The sequence below is a fragment of the Streptomyces sp. NPDC059247 genome (assembly GCF_042754005.1).
Classification (GTDB): Bacteria; Actinomycetota; Actinomycetes; order Streptomycetales; family Streptomycetaceae; genus Streptomyces.
Genome location: NZ_JBHYZW010000015.1, coordinates 49,472 through 66,745, shown reverse-complemented (window position 1 = coordinate 66,745; position 17,274 = coordinate 49,472). Strand labels below are relative to the sequence as shown.

Below are 17,274 nucleotides of genomic sequence, written 5' to 3'. Positions count from 1 at the left end.
TGGGGGGAATCCTGGTGAGCGTAGCGTGAGTGGGCCGTAGCGGTGAGCGAACATCGGCGGATCGCGCCGCGCCGGGGGGCCGTCGTCGTTCATGCCTTCGAACCCGGGCAGCGGCGCGCGTCGGCCCTCCGGGCGCCGCCGGGAGAACTCGCTTGTTCATCTCCATCACCCTTTCACCCGAATGCCCCGGGTCAAGTACCGCCTCGCCGCGCGTTCGACGTCAGGGCCGCGCTGTTCGTCAACCGCCAGCCCTCCCCGTGCCGTTGGACGAAGCCCAGGGAGTGGAGTTCGTAGAGCCTGGCGAGGGTGTCGTCGGGGGTGGTCCCGGCTCGCCGGGCGATGGCGGTCGCGGGGGTGGGGTCACCGGCGGGGACCGCTTCGAGGACCTGCCGGGCGGCGGGGGCGAGGAGATCGCGGGGAAGGACGGGCCCCCGGCGCGTCGGGGCGAGCTGCCCCATGGCTCCCACGAGTTCGACGACCTCGTCGGCGTCGCCGACGAGAGTGGCCTCGCCCCGCAGGAGTTCGTGCACTCCGGCGGAGAGCGCACTGGTGACGGGGCCGGGGACGCCCATGGTGTGGCGGCCCAGCCGGGCGGCGACACGGGCGGTGACGAGGGAGCCGCTGCGGTGGCGCGCCTCGATGACGACGGTTCCCCGGGTGAGGGCGGCGATGAGTCGGTTGCGGAGGATGAAGCGACTCGGCGTGGGGTGACTCCCCGGTGGCAACTCCCCCACGACCAGGCCTTGTTCGGCGATGCGGTCGATGAGCTGCTGATGGCCCCGGGGGTAGGGGGTGTCGACGCCGCAGGCGAGGACGGCGACGGTGGCGCCGCCCGCGGCGAGCGCGCCCCGGTGGGCGGCGCCGTCGATGCCGTAGGCCGCTCCGGAGACGACGACCCAGCCCTGGCGGGCGAGGCCCGTGGCGAGGTCGGTGGCGGTGTGGGCGCCGTACGGGGTGCAGGCGCGGGCGCCGACGAGGGCGACCGAACGGAGGGCCCAGGTCCGCAGGTCGGCGGGGCCCCTGACCCAGAGGCCGAGGGGGCGGGTGTCTCCGAGGTCGTCGAGTTGACGCGGCCATTCGACGTCCCCGGGGACGACGAACCGGCCACCGAGCCGGTGCACGGTGTCGAGGTCGCGGACGGGGTCGGCGGAATTGGCGCGCATACGCCAGGAGGCGACGCGTTTCGCCCCGGTCCCGGGGAAGGGGTCGTCACCCGGGATGCCCGAGGCGTCCAAGGTGCCTGGGACGCCCGAGGTACCTGGGATGCCTGGGATGCCTGAGGTACCTGGGATGCCCGAGACATCTGCGGTGTCCGAGGCGTCTGGGGTGTCCGAGGCGTCCGGGGTGTCTGGGCCGTCCGTGAGGTACCGGGCGGGGTGGGGTTCCCGGCCTTCCGTGGCGCCGGGCCGGGTCGGTGTCCCGAGGAGGTGGGCGAGGAAGCCGACGGCTCCGTACCGGCGGAGCCATCGTCCCGCGTGTTCGTCGCCGGGTTCGACGGCCCGGCTGAGGGCGGCGCGGGCGAGCCGCTCGTCGGTGGGGGGCCGGAGGGTCATGAGCGCTCCCCCGTCGTGACGGGGACGCCCCGGGGGACGCCGGTGCGCAGTTCGAGGGCGAGGGCGACGTCCTGGTGACCGGGCCGGTCGTGGCCCGCCAGGTCCGCGAGGGTCCAGGCGACCCGGAGGACCCGGTCGATCCCCCGGGCGGTGAGCAGCCCCCGCTCCATGTCGCGTTCCGCCTCGACGAGGGCCCCGGGGGCCGCCGGGTACCGGGTGCGCAGTTCGTGGCCGGGGATCTCGCTGTTGACCCGCCAGGGGGTGTCGGAGAGGCGGGCGGCGGCGCGGACGCGGGCCTCGCGGACGCGTTCGGCGACGGCGGTGGTGCTCTCGCCCCGGCCTCCCCTGCCGAGGAGGTCGGCGCGGGTGACGGGTTCGGCCTCGATCCGGAGGTCGACGCGGTCGAGGAGGGGTCCGGAGAGACGGGCCTGGTAGCGGCGGACGACCGCGGCGGTGCATTCGCAGCCGGAGCCGTGCCGGGTGTGGCGCCCGCAGGGGCAGGGGTTGGCCGCCAGGGCGAGGAGGAAGCGGGCGGGGAGCCGGACGACTCCGGCGGCGCGGGCGATGACGACGTGTCCGGACTCCAGGGGCTGGCGCAGGGCGTCGAGCGCCTTTCCCGAGAATTCGGGAGCCTCGTCCAGGAAGAGGATGCCCCGGTGGGCGAGGGAGACGGCGCCGGGTCGCGGGAGGCCGTTCCCGCCGCCGACGAGGGACTGCATGGTGGCGGAGTGGTGGGGTGCGCAGTAGGGGGCGCGACGGACGAGGGGCTGGCCCGGCGGGAGGAGGCCCGCGACGGAGTGGACGGCGGTGACTTCGAGGGCTTCCTGTCGGGTGAGGGGCGGGAGGATGCCGGGGAGCCGCTCGGCCAGCATGGTCTTCCCGGCGCCGGGCGGGCCGGAGAGGAGCAGGTGGTGGCTGCCCGCCGCGGCGACTTCGAGGGCGCGGCGGGCCCGGTGCTGTCCGGCGACGTCGGCCAGGTCGGGGCCTTCGGCGGGGTCGGCGGTGAGTCCGGTGCCGAGGCCCGCGCCGGGGACGAGGAGCCCGGCGAGCATGGAGTCCGGGCGGCCCTCCTCGGTGGGTTCCTCCTCGGGGACGGGTTCGTCGGTGAGGACGGCGATGAGCTGACGGAGGCTGCGGATGCCGAGGACGGAGACCCCGGGGACGAGGGACGCCTCCCCCGCAGTCTGTTCGGGGACGACGACCTGCCGGTATCCGGCGTCGGCCGCGGCGAGGACGGCGGGGAGGGTGCCCCGGACGGGCCGGACACGTCCGTCGAGTCCCAGCTCGCCGATGAGGACGAGGTCGGCGATGGTGCGGGGGTCGATCCGTTCGGCCGCGGCGAGGACCGCCGCGGCTACGGCCAGATCGAATCCCGAGCCGCTCTTGGGGACGGACGCCGGGCTGAGGCCGACGGTCAGTTTCTTCTGCGGCCACTCGGCGCCGGAGTTGACGACGGCGGCGCGGACCCGGTCGCGGCTCTCGGTGAGGCTCTTGTCAGGGAGCCCGACCAGGGTGAAGGCGGCGACGCCCGGTTCGAGGTCGGCCTGTACCTCGACGACGACGCCTTCGACGCCGACGAGGGCCACGGAGCAGGTGCGGGCGAAGCCCATCTCAGGCCACCCCCCGGGCATGGGTGAGGACGGGGGCGCCCCGCCGGGGAAGGACGATGCCGACGAGGTCGATCCGGATGCCGCCGTCGGGCGCGGGGGTGTCCGTGCGGTCGAGCCAGCAGTCGGCGAGGCGGCGCAGGCGCGCGGCCTTGCGGGGTGTGACGGCGGCCATCGGGTGCTCGTAGGCGCCGTGGCGCCGGGTCTTGACCTCGCAGATCACGAGGGTGTCGTGGTCGCGGGCGACGATGTCGATCTCGCCGGTGCGGCCACAGCGCCAGTTGCGGGCGAGGATGCGCAGTCCGGTGGCGGTGAGCCGTCGGGCGGCCAGTTCCTCGCCGTACCGCCCGAGGGCCCGGGTCGCGCGTGACCTGCCCGTTCCGCCCGGCGGCCGGGCCGTGCCGCTCGTCATGGCCGGGCGCCGTGTCCCGTGCGCGGAGCACGTACGGTCCGCCGGGCACGTACGGTCCGCCGGGGGCACCCTCCCCGCGCGGCACGTCGGGTCCGCACCGGACGCCTGGTCCCCGGGTCCGGTGCGACCCCCGGGTCCGGTGGGTCCGATGTGTTCGGTGGGTCCGGTGCGGTCCGCCGGGCCCGTGCGGTCCGTACGGCTGGTCTCGTGGGTCGTGTTCATGTGACCACCTCCGTCACCGACTGTGACGGAGGTGGGCGGATCGTGTGCGGCGCTGTGGACGGCCGGAGACCTGTGGAGAACCCGCTCACCCGGGCGGGTGAGGCGGGGTCAGCTGCCGGGCAGTTCGAGGTCGCTCTTGTTGAGCTCCTCGATGTTCACGTCCTTGAAGGTGAGGACACGGACCTGCTTGACGAACCTGGCCGGCCTGTACATGTCCCAGACCCAGGCGTCGGCCATGCTGACTTCGAAGAAGACCTCGCCCTGGACCGAGTGGACCTGCATCTCGTAGTCGTTGGTGAGGTAGAAGCGCCGCTCGGTCTCGATCACGTATTTGAACAGCCCGACGACGTCGCGGTACTCCCGGTAGAGCTTCAGCTCCATCTCGGTCTCGTACTTCTCGAGGTCCTCGGCGCTCATGGCATGTTCCCCTTCAGCCGTGCGTCCCCTCCTGTGTGCGCCAACCGTCCGCGCCCCTAGACGATTTCCGGGGCGAGGACCACCGGTGCACTCGGAGGTCCCTCGTCGAGCAGCGTGCGCAGCAGCTCGGCGAGTCTGGTCGGGTACACCGTCTCATGGGCCGCGGACAGTTCGGCGGAGGTCCACCATCTGAGGCCCGTGACGCTGCGCGTCTCCAGCTCGGTGAGCGCCCCGGGCCGGGGCTCGGCCTCGGGTCCCCGGGTGCGGGCCAGGTAGTACCACTCGTCCTGCTCCCAGCGCCGCCCGTCGAAGGGGAAGGCGCAGTACCGCTTCCAGAGCACCGGGCCGAGGTCCACCTCGGTGATGCCGGTCTCCTCGGCGAGTTCACGCCGGGCGGCCTCCTCGTGGCTCTCGGCGCCTTCGAGACCGCCGCCGGGGGTGAACCACCAGGTGTCTCCGGGGTCGTCGGGCTCCCGTCCGTGGATCAGCAGGACGCGGTCGTCGGGGTCGAGGAGGATCACCCGCGCGACCCTGCGCCGGGCACCGGCCCCGCCCCCGGACGCCGTCGTCCCTCCCCCGCCTCCCGGCCCCACCGGGCCCTCGGTCCCCACGGTCCCGCCGTCCGTATCCGTCATGTCCCCACCTTCTCGCGCCGCCCGGTCGTCCGGGGGCGCGCCGGGGGCCGCTTCGTGAGGAGCGGGGCGACCGGCCCGTACGCGGCCCCGAGGAGGATCAGGGCGGCTCCGGCGACGACGGCGGTGAGGAGCGGGCGTACGGGCCCCGGTGCGGAGACTCCGCCCTGCAGTGCGGCGAAGCCCGTGGGCCGGTCCAAGAGCCCCTCTGCGGGCCAGACGACGGCGTCGACCCGGGCGACGACGGCCGACCGGGGCACGGAGCCCCGCCCGGTCTCCTGGAGGTGGGCCCGGGAGTCCAGGGAGGTGAACCGGTCGTCGCCGAGCAGGAAGAGGTCGTCCCCGGGGACGGTGGCGGAGAACCCGGTGCCGGAGGCGACGACCCGCCCGCCGGGGCCGGGGCTCAGATAGGGCTCCCGTACGGGTGTGCCGTCGACGGTGAGGCGGCCGTCGCGGTCGCAGCAGGCGACGGTGTCCCCGCCGACGGCGACGACCCGCTTGACCATGGGCGAGTCGCCCCAGAGCGGGTCGCGGAAGACGACGACGTCCCCCCGGCGCACCTCGGCGCCGTCGACGCGTTCGGCGAGGACCCGGGAGCCGACGTCGAGGGTGGGGGTCATGGAGTCGGTGGGGACGGTGTACGGCTGGTAGACCAGGGCTCCCCAGACGAATCCGCCGAGGAAGAGCACACAGCCGACGGCCACGGCCAGTCCCGACAGCACCCTGCCGGGACGGCCGTGGCCGCCCTTCGTCCGTATGTTTCCGCTCATGTGCGCATCCCGGGGTTGGGTGACGGGTCCCGGTCCTTCGACGGTCCGGGACGGCACCCTACCCGCGGGGCGCTACTCGGCGGTATGCCGTTCGGCGAGCTTCTTCCTGCGCCAGAGGAGCAGCGGCAGGACTCCGGCGACGCTCACCGCGCCGAGCGGGGCGACGGCCATGGCCTTGTTGAGCTCCGGGTTGTCGAAGATGCCCGGCACCGGCAGGGTCGCCCAGCGGGTCACCGGCCAGGCGATGACCACGGCACGGCCGACGACCTCGTCGCTGGAGACGGTGCCGCCGCCGGGGAGCTGCTGGTGGAAGCGGGAGTCCAGGGAGTTCTGCCGGTTGTCGCCCATGACCCAGATGCGGCCCTCGGGGACCTTGATCGGGCCGAAGGAGTCCTGGCAGGGCAGCGAGCCGGGGTAGAGGTAGGAGGTCTCGTCGAGCGCGACGCCGTTGAGGACGACCTTGCCGCCCTCCTTGCAGGAGACGGTGTCCCCGCCGACGGCGATGACGCGCTTGATGAGGTCCTTCTCCTCGGCGGACGGCATGAGTCCGATGAAGCTGAGGAACTTCTGGACCACGTTGGGCTCGGGGGCCGTCTGGCCTTCGAGCCAGCCGCCCGGGTCGTGGAAGACGACGACCTCGCCGCGCTCGGGCTCGGAGCCGAACCAGGGGGTGAGCTTGTCGACGAGGACCCGATCGCCCTTCTGGAGGGTGTTCATCATCGATTCCGAGGGGATCGAGAACGCCTGGACCAGGAAGGTCTTGATCAGCAGGGCGAGCACGAGGGCGATGCCGACGAGGAGCGGCAGTTCCTTCCAGAAGGAACGCTGCTTCTTGGGGCCCCTGCCGGACCCGCCCGCCGTGTCGTCGTCGCCGGGGGCGCCGCCGCCCGGTGTGCCACCGCCCGGCTGCGCCTGCTCGTCACCCGTCACGTCGTCACCCGTCGTGTCATCGCGGAAGGCCCCGTCGGCCCCCTTGTCGGGCCCATCGTGTCCGGATCGTGCGCCGACGGCCAAATCCCCCACATCCACTCCTCAGTCCGTGCGAACGCCCGCCCCGGAACAGGGACAGGCCCACCACTCCCATAACGAGCAGAAGTTCCGCAGGGGTCGGGAGCCCGGGGAATCCGTTCAGATTCCGCTGGGACACACTATGCGACAGATCGTTCGCGGAATCGGAACTCGCACGGTTGTCCGGGACGGTGGCGAAGGTGTCCCGTTCCTCCAGGCTCCGCCAGTGCCCGAAGGGCCAGGCGATCACCACGGCACGCCCCACGACCTGCTCCTCGGCGACGGTCCCGTGGTCCTTCTCGTCGAGGTGGAACCGGGAGTCCGCCGAGTCGGAGCGGTGGTCGCCGAGGACGAAGATCCGGCCCCGGGGGACCTCGACCGTGAACGGGATGCTGGACGGCGGGTTCCCCGGGTACAGGTACGGCTCGTCCAGGGGTTCGCCGTTGACGGTGAGACGGCCGTCCTTGTCGCAGCAGACCACCCGGTCGCCGCCGACGCCGATCACCCGTTTGATGAGGTCGCGGTCGTCGGCCGAGGGCAGCAGCCCGATGAAGGTGAGGGCCTGCTTGGCCTGTTTGACGCCGACGGGGTCGTCGGCGGGCGGGACGCTGTCCGGCCGGAGCCAGTCGCCGGGGTCCTTGAAGACGACGACGTCGCCGCGCTGGGGGCGGGAGCCGAACCAGGGGGTGAGCTTGTCGACGAGGACCCGGTCGGAGATCTTGATCGTCTGCTCCATGGAGCCGGAGGGGATGACGAACGCCTGGACCAGGAAGGTCTTGAGGACCAGCGCGATCAGCACCGCCACGGTGATCAGGACGGGGATCTCCCGGAGCGCGGAGCGCTGCCGCCGGCGCTTGACCTTGCGGGCGAGCCTGCGCCGGTCGGCCCGGCCGGGCAGCGCCTGACCGCCGTCCGGTTCGGCGGCGCGACCGCCCGGTGGCCGCCCCCGGCTACCCATGGGCGCCCGCCCCGTGCCCGCCCCCGGGCGCGGCCGGTACGGCGTCGAAGGCGCCGCTGCCCGCCACGCCGGACCAGCGGCCGAAGGGCCAGGCGATCCAGTCGGCCCGGCCGACGACCCGGTCGACGGGGACCATGCCCCCGCCGGGGCTGCCGAGGTGGTCGCGGGAGTCGCTGGACTGGCCCCGGTGGTCGCCCATGACCCAGAGCCGGCCGGGCGGGACCACGATGTCGAAGGGCACGCTGGACGGCTGGTCGCCGAGCATCACGTACCGCTCCTGGACGGGAACGCCGTTGACGGTGAGGCGGCCGTCCTTGTCGCAGCAGACCACCCGGTCGCCGCCGACGCCGATCACCCGCTTCACGAAGTCGGTCTCGTCGGGCTCGGCGAGCCCCAGGGCGGCGGCGCCGTCGCGCAGGAAGCCGGTGACCGGATCGCCCTGCGGCCGTTCGCGTACGAAGGAGCCGGTGCCGTCGAAGACGACGACGTCCCCCCGGCGCGGCTCGTCGCCGAAGCGGTACGCCAGCTTGTTGACCAGGATGCGGTCGCCGACCTGGAGCGTCGGCTCCATGGAGCCGCTCGGGATCAGGAAGGGCTGGAGCACGAAGTGGCTGAGGAGCAGCAGGAAGGCGACGCAGGCGCCTCCCACGAAGGCGGTGCGCCGCCAGGAGGACGGGGGGCCGGGGTCGGGGTCCTCGGAAACGCGCGCGGAGCGCGACCCGTCCTCCGTGTCGGAAGAGGGGTCGCGCTCCGTGTGCTGTGCTTCGGTGTCCATCGCTGACAGAGCCTATCCGGCCTGTCTGTGCGGGGACCCGGAAGCTCGGGGCGTGCCGGGAGCCGGGGCTCAGCGGTCGCGCTTCTCCTTGATCTTGGCGGCCTTGCCGCGCAGCTCGCGCAGGTAGTAGAGCTTGGCGCGACGGACGTCACCGCGGGTCACGAGCTCGATCTTCTCGAAGATCGGGCTGTTGACCGGGAAGGTGCGCTCGACACCGACGGAGAAGGAGACCTTGCGGACCGTGAAGGTCTCGCTGACGCCCGAACCCTGACGGCGGATGACGACACCCTTGAACTGCTGGATGCGGGAGCGGCTGCCTTCGATGACGCGCACGTGGACGTTCACGGTGTCGCCGGGGCGGAAGGCGGGGAGGTCGGAGCGGAGCGAACCCGCGTTGACCTGGTCGAGCAGGGAGGCCATGGAGGTCTCTTTCCTCGCTGATGCCACAGGCCATCAGCGGTGCGTTCGAAGGTGATGATGGGGTGTCGGCCGTTTCGGGCGACGTCGTTCCCCCTGTGGCAGGGGCGCACGTCGGACGGACGACAGCGGCCTATTCTTCCACGTCGTGGAGCCTGCGCCAAAATCGGCCACCGGGCTCGGGGGCCCAGCCCAGGATCGAGAGGATCTCCCGGTCCTTCTTGTCGAAGGCCGAGGGGTCGCAGCGCTCGATCAGATCGGGCCGGTTCGCGGCGGTGCGCCGGAAGGCCTCGTCGCGCCGCCAGCGGGCGATCCTGCCGTGGTGGCCGCTGACGAGGACGTCCGGGATGCCCCGGCCGCGCCACTCGGGGGGCTTGGTGTAGACGGGCCCTTCGAGGAGGTCGGCCATGGCGCCGGGCGCGAAGGAGTCGTCCCGGTGGGACTCGGCGTTGCCGAGGACTCCGGGCAGGAGACGGGCGACGGCCTCGGTGACGACGAGGACGGCGGCCTCCCCGCCCGCGAGGACGTAGTCGCCGATGGAGACCTCGTAGACGGGCATCCGGGTCGCGTACTCGTCCATGACGCGCCGGTCGATGCCCTCGTAGCGGGCCGGGGCGAAGACCAGCCAGGGGCACTCGGACAGCTCGACGGCGAGTTCCTGGGTGAAGGGACGGCCGCTGGGGGTGGGGACGACGAGGACGGGGCCGTGGGCGCCGCCCTCGTAGCCGTCGGCGAGGGTCTGGTCGAGCGCGTCGCCCCACGGATCGGTCTTCATGACCATGCCGGGTCCGCCGCCGTACGGGGTGTCGTCGACCGTGTTGTGCCGGTCGTACGTCCAGTTCCGCAGGTCGTGGACGTGTACGTCGAGCTGTCCGCGCGCGCGGGCCTTGCCGACGAGGGAGACGTTCAGCGGTTCCAGGTACTCGGGGAAGATCGTGACGACGTCGAGCCTCATGCCTGGCCCTCACCGGACTCGCCACGGGCCTTGTCACCGGACTCGGCCCCGGTCTTGTCACCGGACTCGGCCCCGGTCTCGTCGCCGGGCCGCTCGTCGGACTCCTCGCGGGAGGAGACGATCTCGGCGGCGTCGTCGATGAGGCCGGGAGGGGGGTCGATGACGGCCCGCTGGGCCTCCAGGTCGATCTCGGTGACGATCTCCCCGACGAACGGGATCATCAGCTCGGTGCCGTCGGGGCGCTCGACGATGAAGAGGTCCTGGGACGGCAGGTGGGAGATCTCGGTGATGCGGCCGATCTCGGTGCCGTCGGCGAGGACCACGTCGAGGTCCATGAGCTGGTGGTCGTAGTACTCGTCCTCCTCCTCGGGCACCGCCGTGGGATCGACCTCGGCGATGAGGAGGGTGTTGCGCAGGGCCTCGGCTCCGGTGCGGTCGCGGACGCCCTCGAAGCGCAGCAACAGACGGCCGCTGTGCACCCGGCCGGTCTCGATGGTCAGCGGCCCGACGCCCGCCGGTTCGGTCAGCAGTACGGCACCGGGGCCGAGCCTCAGCTCGGGCTCGTCCGTCCGCACCTCGACGGTGACCTCGCCCTTGATGCCGTGGGCGCGGCCGACCCGCGCGACTACCAACTGCACTGCTCCACACTCTCCTGTCACACAGCTCGTACGACCTGCTCGTACGACAACGGGCCGGGGCGGGCTCTTCAGCCCTCCCCGGCCCGTGCCGGCACAACTCAAGGAAATACTGCCGACCTGCTCAGCGGACCTGGTCCACGTCGACGAGGTCGACCCGGATGCCGCGGCCGCCGATGGCGCCCACGACCGTACGCAGCGCACGCGCGGTGCGGCCGTTGCGGCCGATCACCTTGCCGAGGTCGTCCGGGTGGACCCGGACCTCCAGCACGCGACCGCGACGCAGGTCGCGCGAGGCGACCTGCACATCGTCGGGATTGTCGACGATGCCTTTCACGAGGTGCTCGAGAGCTTCCTCGAGCATGATCAGGCCTCGGTCGACTCGGTGGACGCGGCCTCGGCCTCGTCCGCCTTCTTGTCGGCCTTCTTGGCCTTCGGGGTGATGGCCTCACCCTTGTCGTCGCCGCCCTCGAGGGCCTTCGCGAACTCGTCGAACGACGCGCGCCTGGCCTCCTTGGTCGCCGGGACGAGCAGGGCCTTCTCCGGGGCCGGGAGGCCCTTGTGCTTCTGCCAGTCGCCCGTGAGCTTGAGGATGGCGAGAACCGGCTCGGTCGGCTGGGCGCCGACGGACAGCCAGTACTGCGCACGCTCGGAGTCGACCTCGATACGCGACGGGTTGTACGTCGGGTGGTAGAGGCCGATCTCCTCGATCGCGCGACCGTCCCGACGGGTGCGGGAGTCGGCGACGACGATGCGGTAGTGCGGCTGGCGAATCTTGCCGAGGCGCTTGAGCTTGATCTTGACTGCCACTGGAGTGGTGTCTCCTGGTCTTGACGTGGTTGGGCACTTTGAGATGCCACGTGGGGTTGCGGTACTCGGATGCCCGATGGACGCGTCAGCCGGAGGAGAGAGGGGTCCTGTGCGACTGTCGAGTACAGCTAGCCATTGTGCCACACACCGCGAGGTCAGCTCGCGGCGCCCACGGCCTCCGGGATGCGGAAGGGCTTGCCGCAACCGCCGCAGACGATCGGCGCCTGGGCCAGCACCGAAGGCACCACCCGGACGTTCCGGCCGCAGTCGCAGACGGCCTTGACGCGCACCCCGCCGCCGGAGGAGCCGTGCCGGGCCGCCGGGCCCCGGAAGGAGCGCTTGGTGTCGGCCGCCGTGGCGACCGTGTGCGCCTTGAGGGCGCGCTGGAGCCGCTCGATGGTGGGCCGGTAGCGGCGCCTGGCCTCGGGGTTGAGCGTGACCAGGGAGAAGCCGCTGCTGGCGTGCGGCTCCTCGGGGTGGTCGAGGCCCATCTCCTCGGCGATCGCGAGGAATCTGCGGTTGTGGTACCGGCCTGCGCGGGAGGTGTCGCGGACCCCCCGGGCGGCGGCGATGCCGTGGACTGCCTCGTGGAGCAGTCGTTCGAAGGAGAGCTCGGCGCCGCAGGCGGACGAGGACTCTCCGATCAGGGACTCGGGCGCGGCAAGGTCGGGCAGCTCGGGGTGGTGCCGCTGAATGTCGGCCCACGCCTGTGCCAGCTCTGCGGCGAGAACAGGTGGTGTCGTGCTCACGTCGCTTACAACGAGCCGAAGCGGCCTCGGGTTCCATTCCGGGGCATCCCAAATATTTTGCACGTACCCGTCAGTTGCCGTTGATGCGTCGGGACGAGGGCCAGTGCGCAGATCTGTGGAGAAGTCGCGCAGGGCGCGTCAAGCCGGTGCGTAGTGGCGCATACGCCCCCGCGTGTGACGGAGGGTCGCGCGCCCCTGAGGGGCGGTTCCGCGTATCCGGCCCGACGGACGGGCGGGGAGCGTGGCAGGGACCTTACCGGTTCCCCGCGCGGGCGTGCGCACCGCCCCCGTCCCGGCGGCGCCACCGGGCGAACCGGTCCGGCGCGAGCACTGGACGCGGCCCCGGAAGCGCAGTTCCCTGACTACGGGGGGCAGTCGTCCGCATACGGATTGGAGCGCTTCTCCATGACATCCGCACTCGTCCCGCACCACCCCGCGCGCGACTGGGCCGAGATCCAGGAACGGATGCTCGTCCCGCTCTACGAGGCGGTGTACGAGCGCCTCGGCGTGGGCGCGGGGTCCCGGGTCCTGGGGCTCGGCTGCGGTTCCGGCCTCGCGCTCCTGATGGCGGTGGCCCGGGGTGCCCGGGTCACCGGCGCCGACCGGGACCACGCGCGCGTGGAGCTGGCCAGGGCGCGGCTCCCGAAGGACGTCGTGGTGACTCCGGAGGCGCCGGAGGCCGGTGCCCACGACGTGGTCACGGCCTTCCACGCGACCGCCGGGCTCCTTCCCGAGCTGGTGGCGCTCACCCGTACGGCGCAGCCCGGGACGACCGTCGTCCTCGCGGGCTGGGGGCCGCCCGAGCGGTGTGCGGCGGAGCGGGTGCTGCGGGTCGCGGCGCGGCTGGCGGACCGGGCGCCGGAGGCCGGGGCCGATCCTGACCGGCTGGCGGCGGCGGCCGGGCTGCGGCCGGCGGGTTCGGGGCGGGTGTCCTGTCCGTTCGGTTACGCGAGCGGGGCCAGCGCGGTGCGGGGGCTGCTGTCGACGGGCGCGTTCGACGAGGCGGTCCGGGTGGCGGACCCGTCACGGGTGGAGAAGGAGATCGAGGAGGCCCTGGCCCCGTACGTGCGCCCGGACGGCACGGTGTGGATGGCGAACGTCTTCCGCTACGTGGTGGCGCGCGTGGCGTAGCCGGGCCGGTCCCGGCGGCCGTACGCGCTCCGCCCGCTCACGGGTGCGCGCCGGGCCCGAGGAGGCTCCGGCGCTCGTACGGCCCTGGTGGCCCGCCCGCGGCCCCGCGCGGCGCGCCTTCCCGTGTCCGTACGCCTCCGGTCCGCGGCGGGTCCGCGGCGGCCGTACGCCCCCGGCGCCCGGTGGCCCGCCCGTGGGCCGTACGAGCGCCGTCTCCCCGACGGGTCCGCCGTACCGGCCCCGGTCCCCCGCCGCCGTGCGCTTCCCCCGTTCAGTTCTCGCCCTCCTCCTTCCGCAGGCGCGGGATGCCCGCCGCGCGGTAGGCGGCGGCCTCGTCCAGGGTCTCGTTCTCCAGGAGCGCGGCGGCCAGCGCGTCCAGACGGCCCCGGTTCTCCCTGAGCTGGCGCAGGGCGCTCTCGTAGCATTCGTCGACGATCCGGCGCATCTCCGCGTCGACGGTGTCGAGGGTCGCCGGGGCGGCCGAGAGTCCGTACGCCTGCTGGGCGTCGGCCGGGATCGCGGTCAGCCGGCCGACGGTCTCGCTCATGCCCCAGCGGCCGACCATGCCCCGGGCGATGTTGGTGACCTGCTCCAGGTCGCTCTCCGCGCCGGTGGTGACGACCCCGTAGACGACCTGCTCGGCCGCCATGCCGCCGAGGGCTCCGATGATCCGGCCGCGCAGGTACTCCTCGGTGTACGCGTACTTGTCGGCGTCCGGGGTGGAGAGGGTGACGCCCAGGGCCCGGCCGCGCGGCACGATGGTGATCTTGCGGACGGGGTCGGCGCCCGGCTGGAGCATCCCGAGGAGGGCGTGCCCGCTCTCGTGGTACGCGGTCCTGCGCCGCTCCTCGTCGGGCATGACGAGCGGTCGTTCCGCGCCGAGCTGGACCTTCTCCAGGGCGTCGGACAGGTCGGACTGGGTGACGGCCTTCTGCTGTCGTTTCACGGCGAGGAGCGCGGCCTCGTTGGCGAGGTTGGCGAGATCGGCGCCGGTCATGCCGGGGGTGGTGCGGGCCACCTGCTCCAGGTCGACGTCCCCGGCGAGCGGGATCTCCCGGGTGTGGATCCTCAGGATGGCCTCGCGTCCGCCCCGGTCCGGCGGGTTGACGTGGACGACCCGGTCGAAGCGGCCGGGCCGGGTGAGGGCCGGGTCGAGGACGTCGGCCCGGTTGGTGGCGGCGAGGACGATGACGCCCTCGGAGCCGGTGAAGCCGTCCATCTCAGTGAGGATCTGGTTGAGGGTCTGCTCGCGCTCGTCGTGGCCGCCCATGCCGGAGCCGCCGCCCCTGGCCCGGCCGATGGTGTCGATCTCGTCGATGAAGATGATCGCGGGGGCGACCTTGCGGGCCTCGGCGAACAGTTCGCGCACCCGGGAGGCGCCGACGCCGACGATCATCTCGATGAACTCGGACGCGGAGGCGGAGAAGAACGGCACTCCCGCCTCGCCCGCGACCGCGCGGGCGAGCAGCGTCTTGCCGGTTCCGGGCGGTCCCGCGAGGAGGACGCCCCGGGGCATCCTGGCGCCCATCTCCCGGTACGCCTGCGGGTTCTTGAGGAAGTCGACGACGTCGTTGAGCTCGCCCTCGACCTCGTCGATGCCCGCGACGTCGGCGAAGGTGGTGCGCTGCTCGCCCGCGAGCTCGACCGGTTTGGGCGGGGTCTTGCGGCCGAGCATTCCGCCCGCGCCGCCCATGCCCGCGCTCATCCGCCGGGCGATGAACACCCACAGCACGACGAGCAGCAGCATCGGGGCGAGGGAGATGAGGAGGTTGGCGAGGAAGCTGCGTTCCTGGACGACGGGCTCGGCGGTGACGGTGACCTTCTGTTTGGTCAGCTGGGCCCAGAGGTCGTCGTCGGCGAAGGCCGGGCGCTGGGTCTGGAACTTGGTGTAGTCGCCCTTGCCGTCGGGGACGGGCTGCTTGTTCTTCAGCTCTCCCTGGATCGCGTCGCCCTTGGAGTAGATCTTGGAGACGTTCCCGGCGGCCACCTGCTTGTCGAACTCGGTGTACGAGACCGTCGGCCCGCCGCCCTCGTTGAAGAACGACAGGACGATGTTGGTGAGCAGATAGACCACGAGCGCGGTGAGCACCAGGCTGCGCCAGCCGCCCGGCATCCGGCGCTTGGGCGGCGGGGGCGGCGGTGCCCCTTCCGAGCGCCAGGGCTGGTCGGTCCGGTCGCGCGGGGGTACGGGGTTGGCCACGTGGCTCTCCTCGGGGCGGCAGTGGCCCCAGTATCGAAGAGCGGGCGGCGGGCGGCACGGCGGGCGGTCCCGAGGGGTGACGGCGGGCCCGGGGCGGTTCCGGAGGGGTTCCGGGGCCGCTCCTGGGTGGTTCCGGGCCGGGTCCGGGGCGGTGCGGAGGGGTCACGGCCGGTCCGGGGAGGGGCCGGGGGGGGCCGGTCCGGGGAGGGGCCGGGGGGCCGGTCCCGTACCGGGCGGAGAGCGGTCCGGGAGCCGGTCCCGGGGAAAGCGGGTCCCGGAGAAAGCGGCCCCGGAGCGGTCCCGGAAAGCGGAGAGGGGCCCGCGACGGTTCCGTACCGTCGCGGGCCCCTCCCGCTCAGGGCCTCACGGCCTCATCGCGCCCCATCACCTCGCGGCCCGGTCCCCCGGGCCGTACGGGTCACTGCATGAACTTCTTGAACTCGTCCGGCAGCTCGAAGTCCTGCGGAGCCTGCCCGGCCGCCGGGAGGCCGAACGCGCCGCCCTGCTGCGCCTGCTCGCGGCGGTCGGCCGCCGCCTGCTCGTCCGCCTTGCGCTTCATCGGGTTGCCGCTCTTGCGCTTGCCCTTGGCCTGCTTGATCTGCTTCTTCTGCCGACCGGGCCCGCCGCCCGTGCCGGGCATCCCCGGCATACCGGGGAGACCGCCGCCCTGCGCCATCCGGGACATCATCTTGCGGGCCTCGAAGAACCGCTCGACCAGGCTCTTGACCGCGCTGACCTCGACGCCGGAGCCCTTGGCGATACGGGCGCGGCGGGAGCCGTTGATGATCGTCGGGTCCTGGCGCTCGGCCGGGGTCATCGACTTGATGACGGCGGCGGTGCGGTCGACGTCCCGCTCGTCGATGTTGGCGATCTGCTCCTTCATCTGGCCCATGCCGGGCAGCATCCCGAGGAGCTTCGAGATGGAGCCCATCTTGCGGACCTGCTCCATCTGCGCCAGGAAGTCGTCGAGCGTGAACTCCTGGCCCTGCTTCGAGGCGAGCTTCGAGGCCATCTTGGCGGCCTCTTCCTCGTCGAAGGTCTGCTGCGCCTTCTCGATGAGGGAGAGCATGTCGCCCATGCCGAGGATGCGGGACGCCATGCGGTCCGGGTGGAACGCGTCGAACTCGTCCAGCTTCTCGCCGTTGGAGGCGAACATGATCTGCTTGCCGGTGACGTGCGCGATGGAGAGCGCGGCACCGCCGCGGGCGTCGCCGTCGAGCTTGGAGAGCACCACGCCGTCGAAGCCGACGCCGTCGCGGAAGGCCTCGGCGGTGTTGACCGCGTCCTGGCCGATCATGGCGTCGACGACGAAGAGGACCTCGTCGGGGCTGACGGCGTCGCGGATGTCGGCGGCCTGCCGCATCAGCTCCTGGTCGATGCCGAGGCGACCGGCGGTGTCGACGACCACGACGTCGTACATCTTGGTCCGCGCGTGCTCGATGGAGTCCTTCGCGACCTGGACCGGGTCGCCGACGCCGTTGCCCGGCTGGGGGCCGTAGAAGGCCACGCCCGCGCGGTCGGCGACGACCGAGAGCTGGGTGACGGCGTTGGGGCGCTGGAGGTCGCAGGCGACGAGCAGCGGGGAGTGGCCCTGGCCCTTGAGCCAGAGGCCGAGCTTTCCGGCGAGGGTGGTCTTACCGGCGCCCTGGAGACCGGCGAGCATGATCACCGTGGGCGCGGTCTTGGCGAACCGCAGCCGCCGGGTCTCGCCGCCGAGGATGGCGACGAGCTCCTCGTTGACGATCTTGATGACCTGCTGGCTGGGGTTCAGCGCCTTGGAGACCTCGGCGCCGAGGGCCCGCTCCTTGACCCGGGAGATGAACGCGCGGACGACCGGCAGGGCGACATCGGCTTCGAGGAGGGCGATACGGATTTCCCGGGCCGCGCTGTCGATGTCCTGCTCGGTGAGGCGGCCCTTGCCCCGGAGGGACTTGAAAGTCGCGCTGAGGCGGTCGGAAAGCGTATCGAACACGGTGGTCGCGGTCCTCGGGTCGGGGCGGATGGTCGCCCCCAGGGTATCCGC

At 72.7% G+C, this 17,274-nt stretch carries 18 protein-coding genes; 1 reads left to right on the top strand and 17 read right to left on the bottom strand.

Annotation, left to right across the window (positions count from 1 at the left end; genetic code table 11):
- Positions 1-191 precede the first annotated feature (191 nt).
- From dprA to ACFXGN_RS24265, 15 genes are all read right to left on the bottom strand, one after another.
- The gene (gene dprA, locus ACFXGN_RS24335) at positions 192-1,553 is read right to left on the bottom strand and encodes a DNA-processing protein DprA (RefSeq protein ID WP_384862844.1); all 1,362 of its coding nucleotides are present in this window, start codon (positions 1,551-1,553) and stop codon (positions 192-194) included.
- Positions 1,550-3,163: a YifB family Mg chelatase-like AAA ATPase gene (locus tag ACFXGN_RS24330; protein WP_384862841.1), complete on the bottom strand. Its 1,614-nt coding sequence runs from the start codon at positions 3,161-3,163 to the stop codon at positions 1,550-1,552. The genes dprA and ACFXGN_RS24330 overlap by 4 nt, the downstream gene beginning before the upstream one ends.
- Position 3,164: 1 nt before the next feature.
- Positions 3,165-3,572 (bottom strand): YraN family protein, encoded by a 408-nt coding sequence (locus tag ACFXGN_RS24325; protein WP_384862839.1) that lies wholly within the window; start codon positions 3,570-3,572, stop codon positions 3,165-3,167.
- A gap of 330 nt (positions 3,573-3,902) precedes the next feature.
- Positions 3,903-4,211, bottom strand: a complete 309-nt coding sequence (locus ACFXGN_RS24320; RefSeq protein WP_005311352.1) for a DUF2469 domain-containing protein — start codon at positions 4,209-4,211, stop codon at positions 3,903-3,905.
- 56 nt (positions 4,212-4,267) lie between these two features.
- Complete coding sequence (locus tag ACFXGN_RS24315) at positions 4,268-4,846, bottom strand: NUDIX hydrolase (RefSeq protein WP_384862836.1); 579 nt, start codon at positions 4,844-4,846, stop codon at positions 4,268-4,270.
- On the bottom strand, positions 4,843-5,613 hold the full coding sequence (gene lepB / locus ACFXGN_RS24310) for a signal peptidase I (protein WP_384862834.1): 771 nt from the start codon (positions 5,611-5,613) through the stop codon (positions 4,843-4,845). The genes ACFXGN_RS24315 and lepB (ACFXGN_RS24310) overlap by 4 nt, the downstream gene beginning before the upstream one ends.
- A gap of 72 nt (positions 5,614-5,685) precedes the next feature.
- Positions 5,686-6,627: a signal peptidase I gene (lepB, locus tag ACFXGN_RS24305; RefSeq protein ID WP_384863030.1), complete on the bottom strand. Its 942-nt coding sequence runs from the start codon at positions 6,625-6,627 to the stop codon at positions 5,686-5,688.
- On the bottom strand, positions 6,560-7,579 hold the full coding sequence (lepB, locus tag ACFXGN_RS24300) for a signal peptidase I (protein ID WP_384862831.1): 1,020 nt from the start codon (positions 7,577-7,579) through the stop codon (positions 6,560-6,562). The genes lepB (ACFXGN_RS24305) and lepB (ACFXGN_RS24300) overlap by 68 nt, the downstream gene beginning before the upstream one ends.
- Entirely contained in the window at positions 7,572-8,354 is a 783-nt protein-coding gene (gene lepB / locus ACFXGN_RS24295; RefSeq protein WP_384862828.1) for a signal peptidase I, read from the bottom strand. The genes lepB (ACFXGN_RS24300) and lepB (ACFXGN_RS24295) overlap by 8 nt, the downstream gene beginning before the upstream one ends.
- A gap of 69 nt (positions 8,355-8,423) precedes the next feature.
- Positions 8,424-8,774 (bottom strand): 50S ribosomal protein L19, encoded by a 351-nt coding sequence (gene rplS / locus ACFXGN_RS24290; protein ID WP_053644504.1) that lies wholly within the window; start codon positions 8,772-8,774, stop codon positions 8,424-8,426.
- A gap of 130 nt (positions 8,775-8,904) precedes the next feature.
- On the bottom strand, positions 8,905-9,726 hold the full coding sequence (trmD, locus tag ACFXGN_RS24285) for a tRNA (guanosine(37)-N1)-methyltransferase TrmD (RefSeq protein ID WP_384862825.1): 822 nt from the start codon (positions 9,724-9,726) through the stop codon (positions 8,905-8,907).
- Positions 9,723-10,364, bottom strand: a complete 642-nt coding sequence (gene rimM, locus ACFXGN_RS24280; protein ID WP_384862822.1) for a ribosome maturation factor RimM — start codon at positions 10,362-10,364, stop codon at positions 9,723-9,725. The genes trmD and rimM overlap by 4 nt, the downstream gene beginning before the upstream one ends.
- 121 nt (positions 10,365-10,485) lie before the next feature.
- Positions 10,486-10,725, bottom strand: coding sequence for an RNA-binding protein (locus ACFXGN_RS24275; protein ID WP_014153811.1), 240 nt, complete (start codon positions 10,723-10,725; stop codon positions 10,486-10,488).
- Between the two features lie 2 nt (positions 10,726-10,727).
- Positions 10,728-11,171: a 30S ribosomal protein S16 gene (gene rpsP / locus ACFXGN_RS24270; RefSeq protein ID WP_351787233.1), complete on the bottom strand. Its 444-nt coding sequence runs from the start codon at positions 11,169-11,171 to the stop codon at positions 10,728-10,730.
- Between the two features lie 155 nt (positions 11,172-11,326).
- On the bottom strand, positions 11,327-11,920 hold the full coding sequence (locus tag ACFXGN_RS24265; RefSeq protein ID WP_351787236.1) for a hypothetical protein: 594 nt from the start codon (positions 11,918-11,920) through the stop codon (positions 11,327-11,329).
- A gap of 405 nt (positions 11,921-12,325) precedes the next feature.
- Between ACFXGN_RS24265 and ACFXGN_RS24260 the strand changes: the two genes are divergently transcribed.
- Positions 12,326-13,051: a class I SAM-dependent methyltransferase gene (locus ACFXGN_RS24260; protein ID WP_384862818.1), complete on the top strand. Its 726-nt coding sequence runs from the start codon at positions 12,326-12,328 to the stop codon at positions 13,049-13,051.
- 271 nt (positions 13,052-13,322) lie between these two features.
- Here the strand turns inward: ACFXGN_RS24260 and ftsH are convergent, their stop codons facing one another.
- Positions 13,323-15,251: an ATP-dependent zinc metalloprotease FtsH gene (gene ftsH / locus ACFXGN_RS24255; protein WP_384862816.1), complete on the bottom strand. Its 1,929-nt coding sequence runs from the start codon at positions 15,249-15,251 to the stop codon at positions 13,323-13,325.
- Positions 15,252-15,669: 418 nt separating this feature from the next.
- Entirely contained in the window at positions 15,670-17,223 is a 1,554-nt protein-coding gene (gene ffh / locus ACFXGN_RS24250) for a signal recognition particle protein (RefSeq protein WP_384862814.1), read from the bottom strand.
- Positions 17,224-17,274 lie beyond the last annotated feature (51 nt).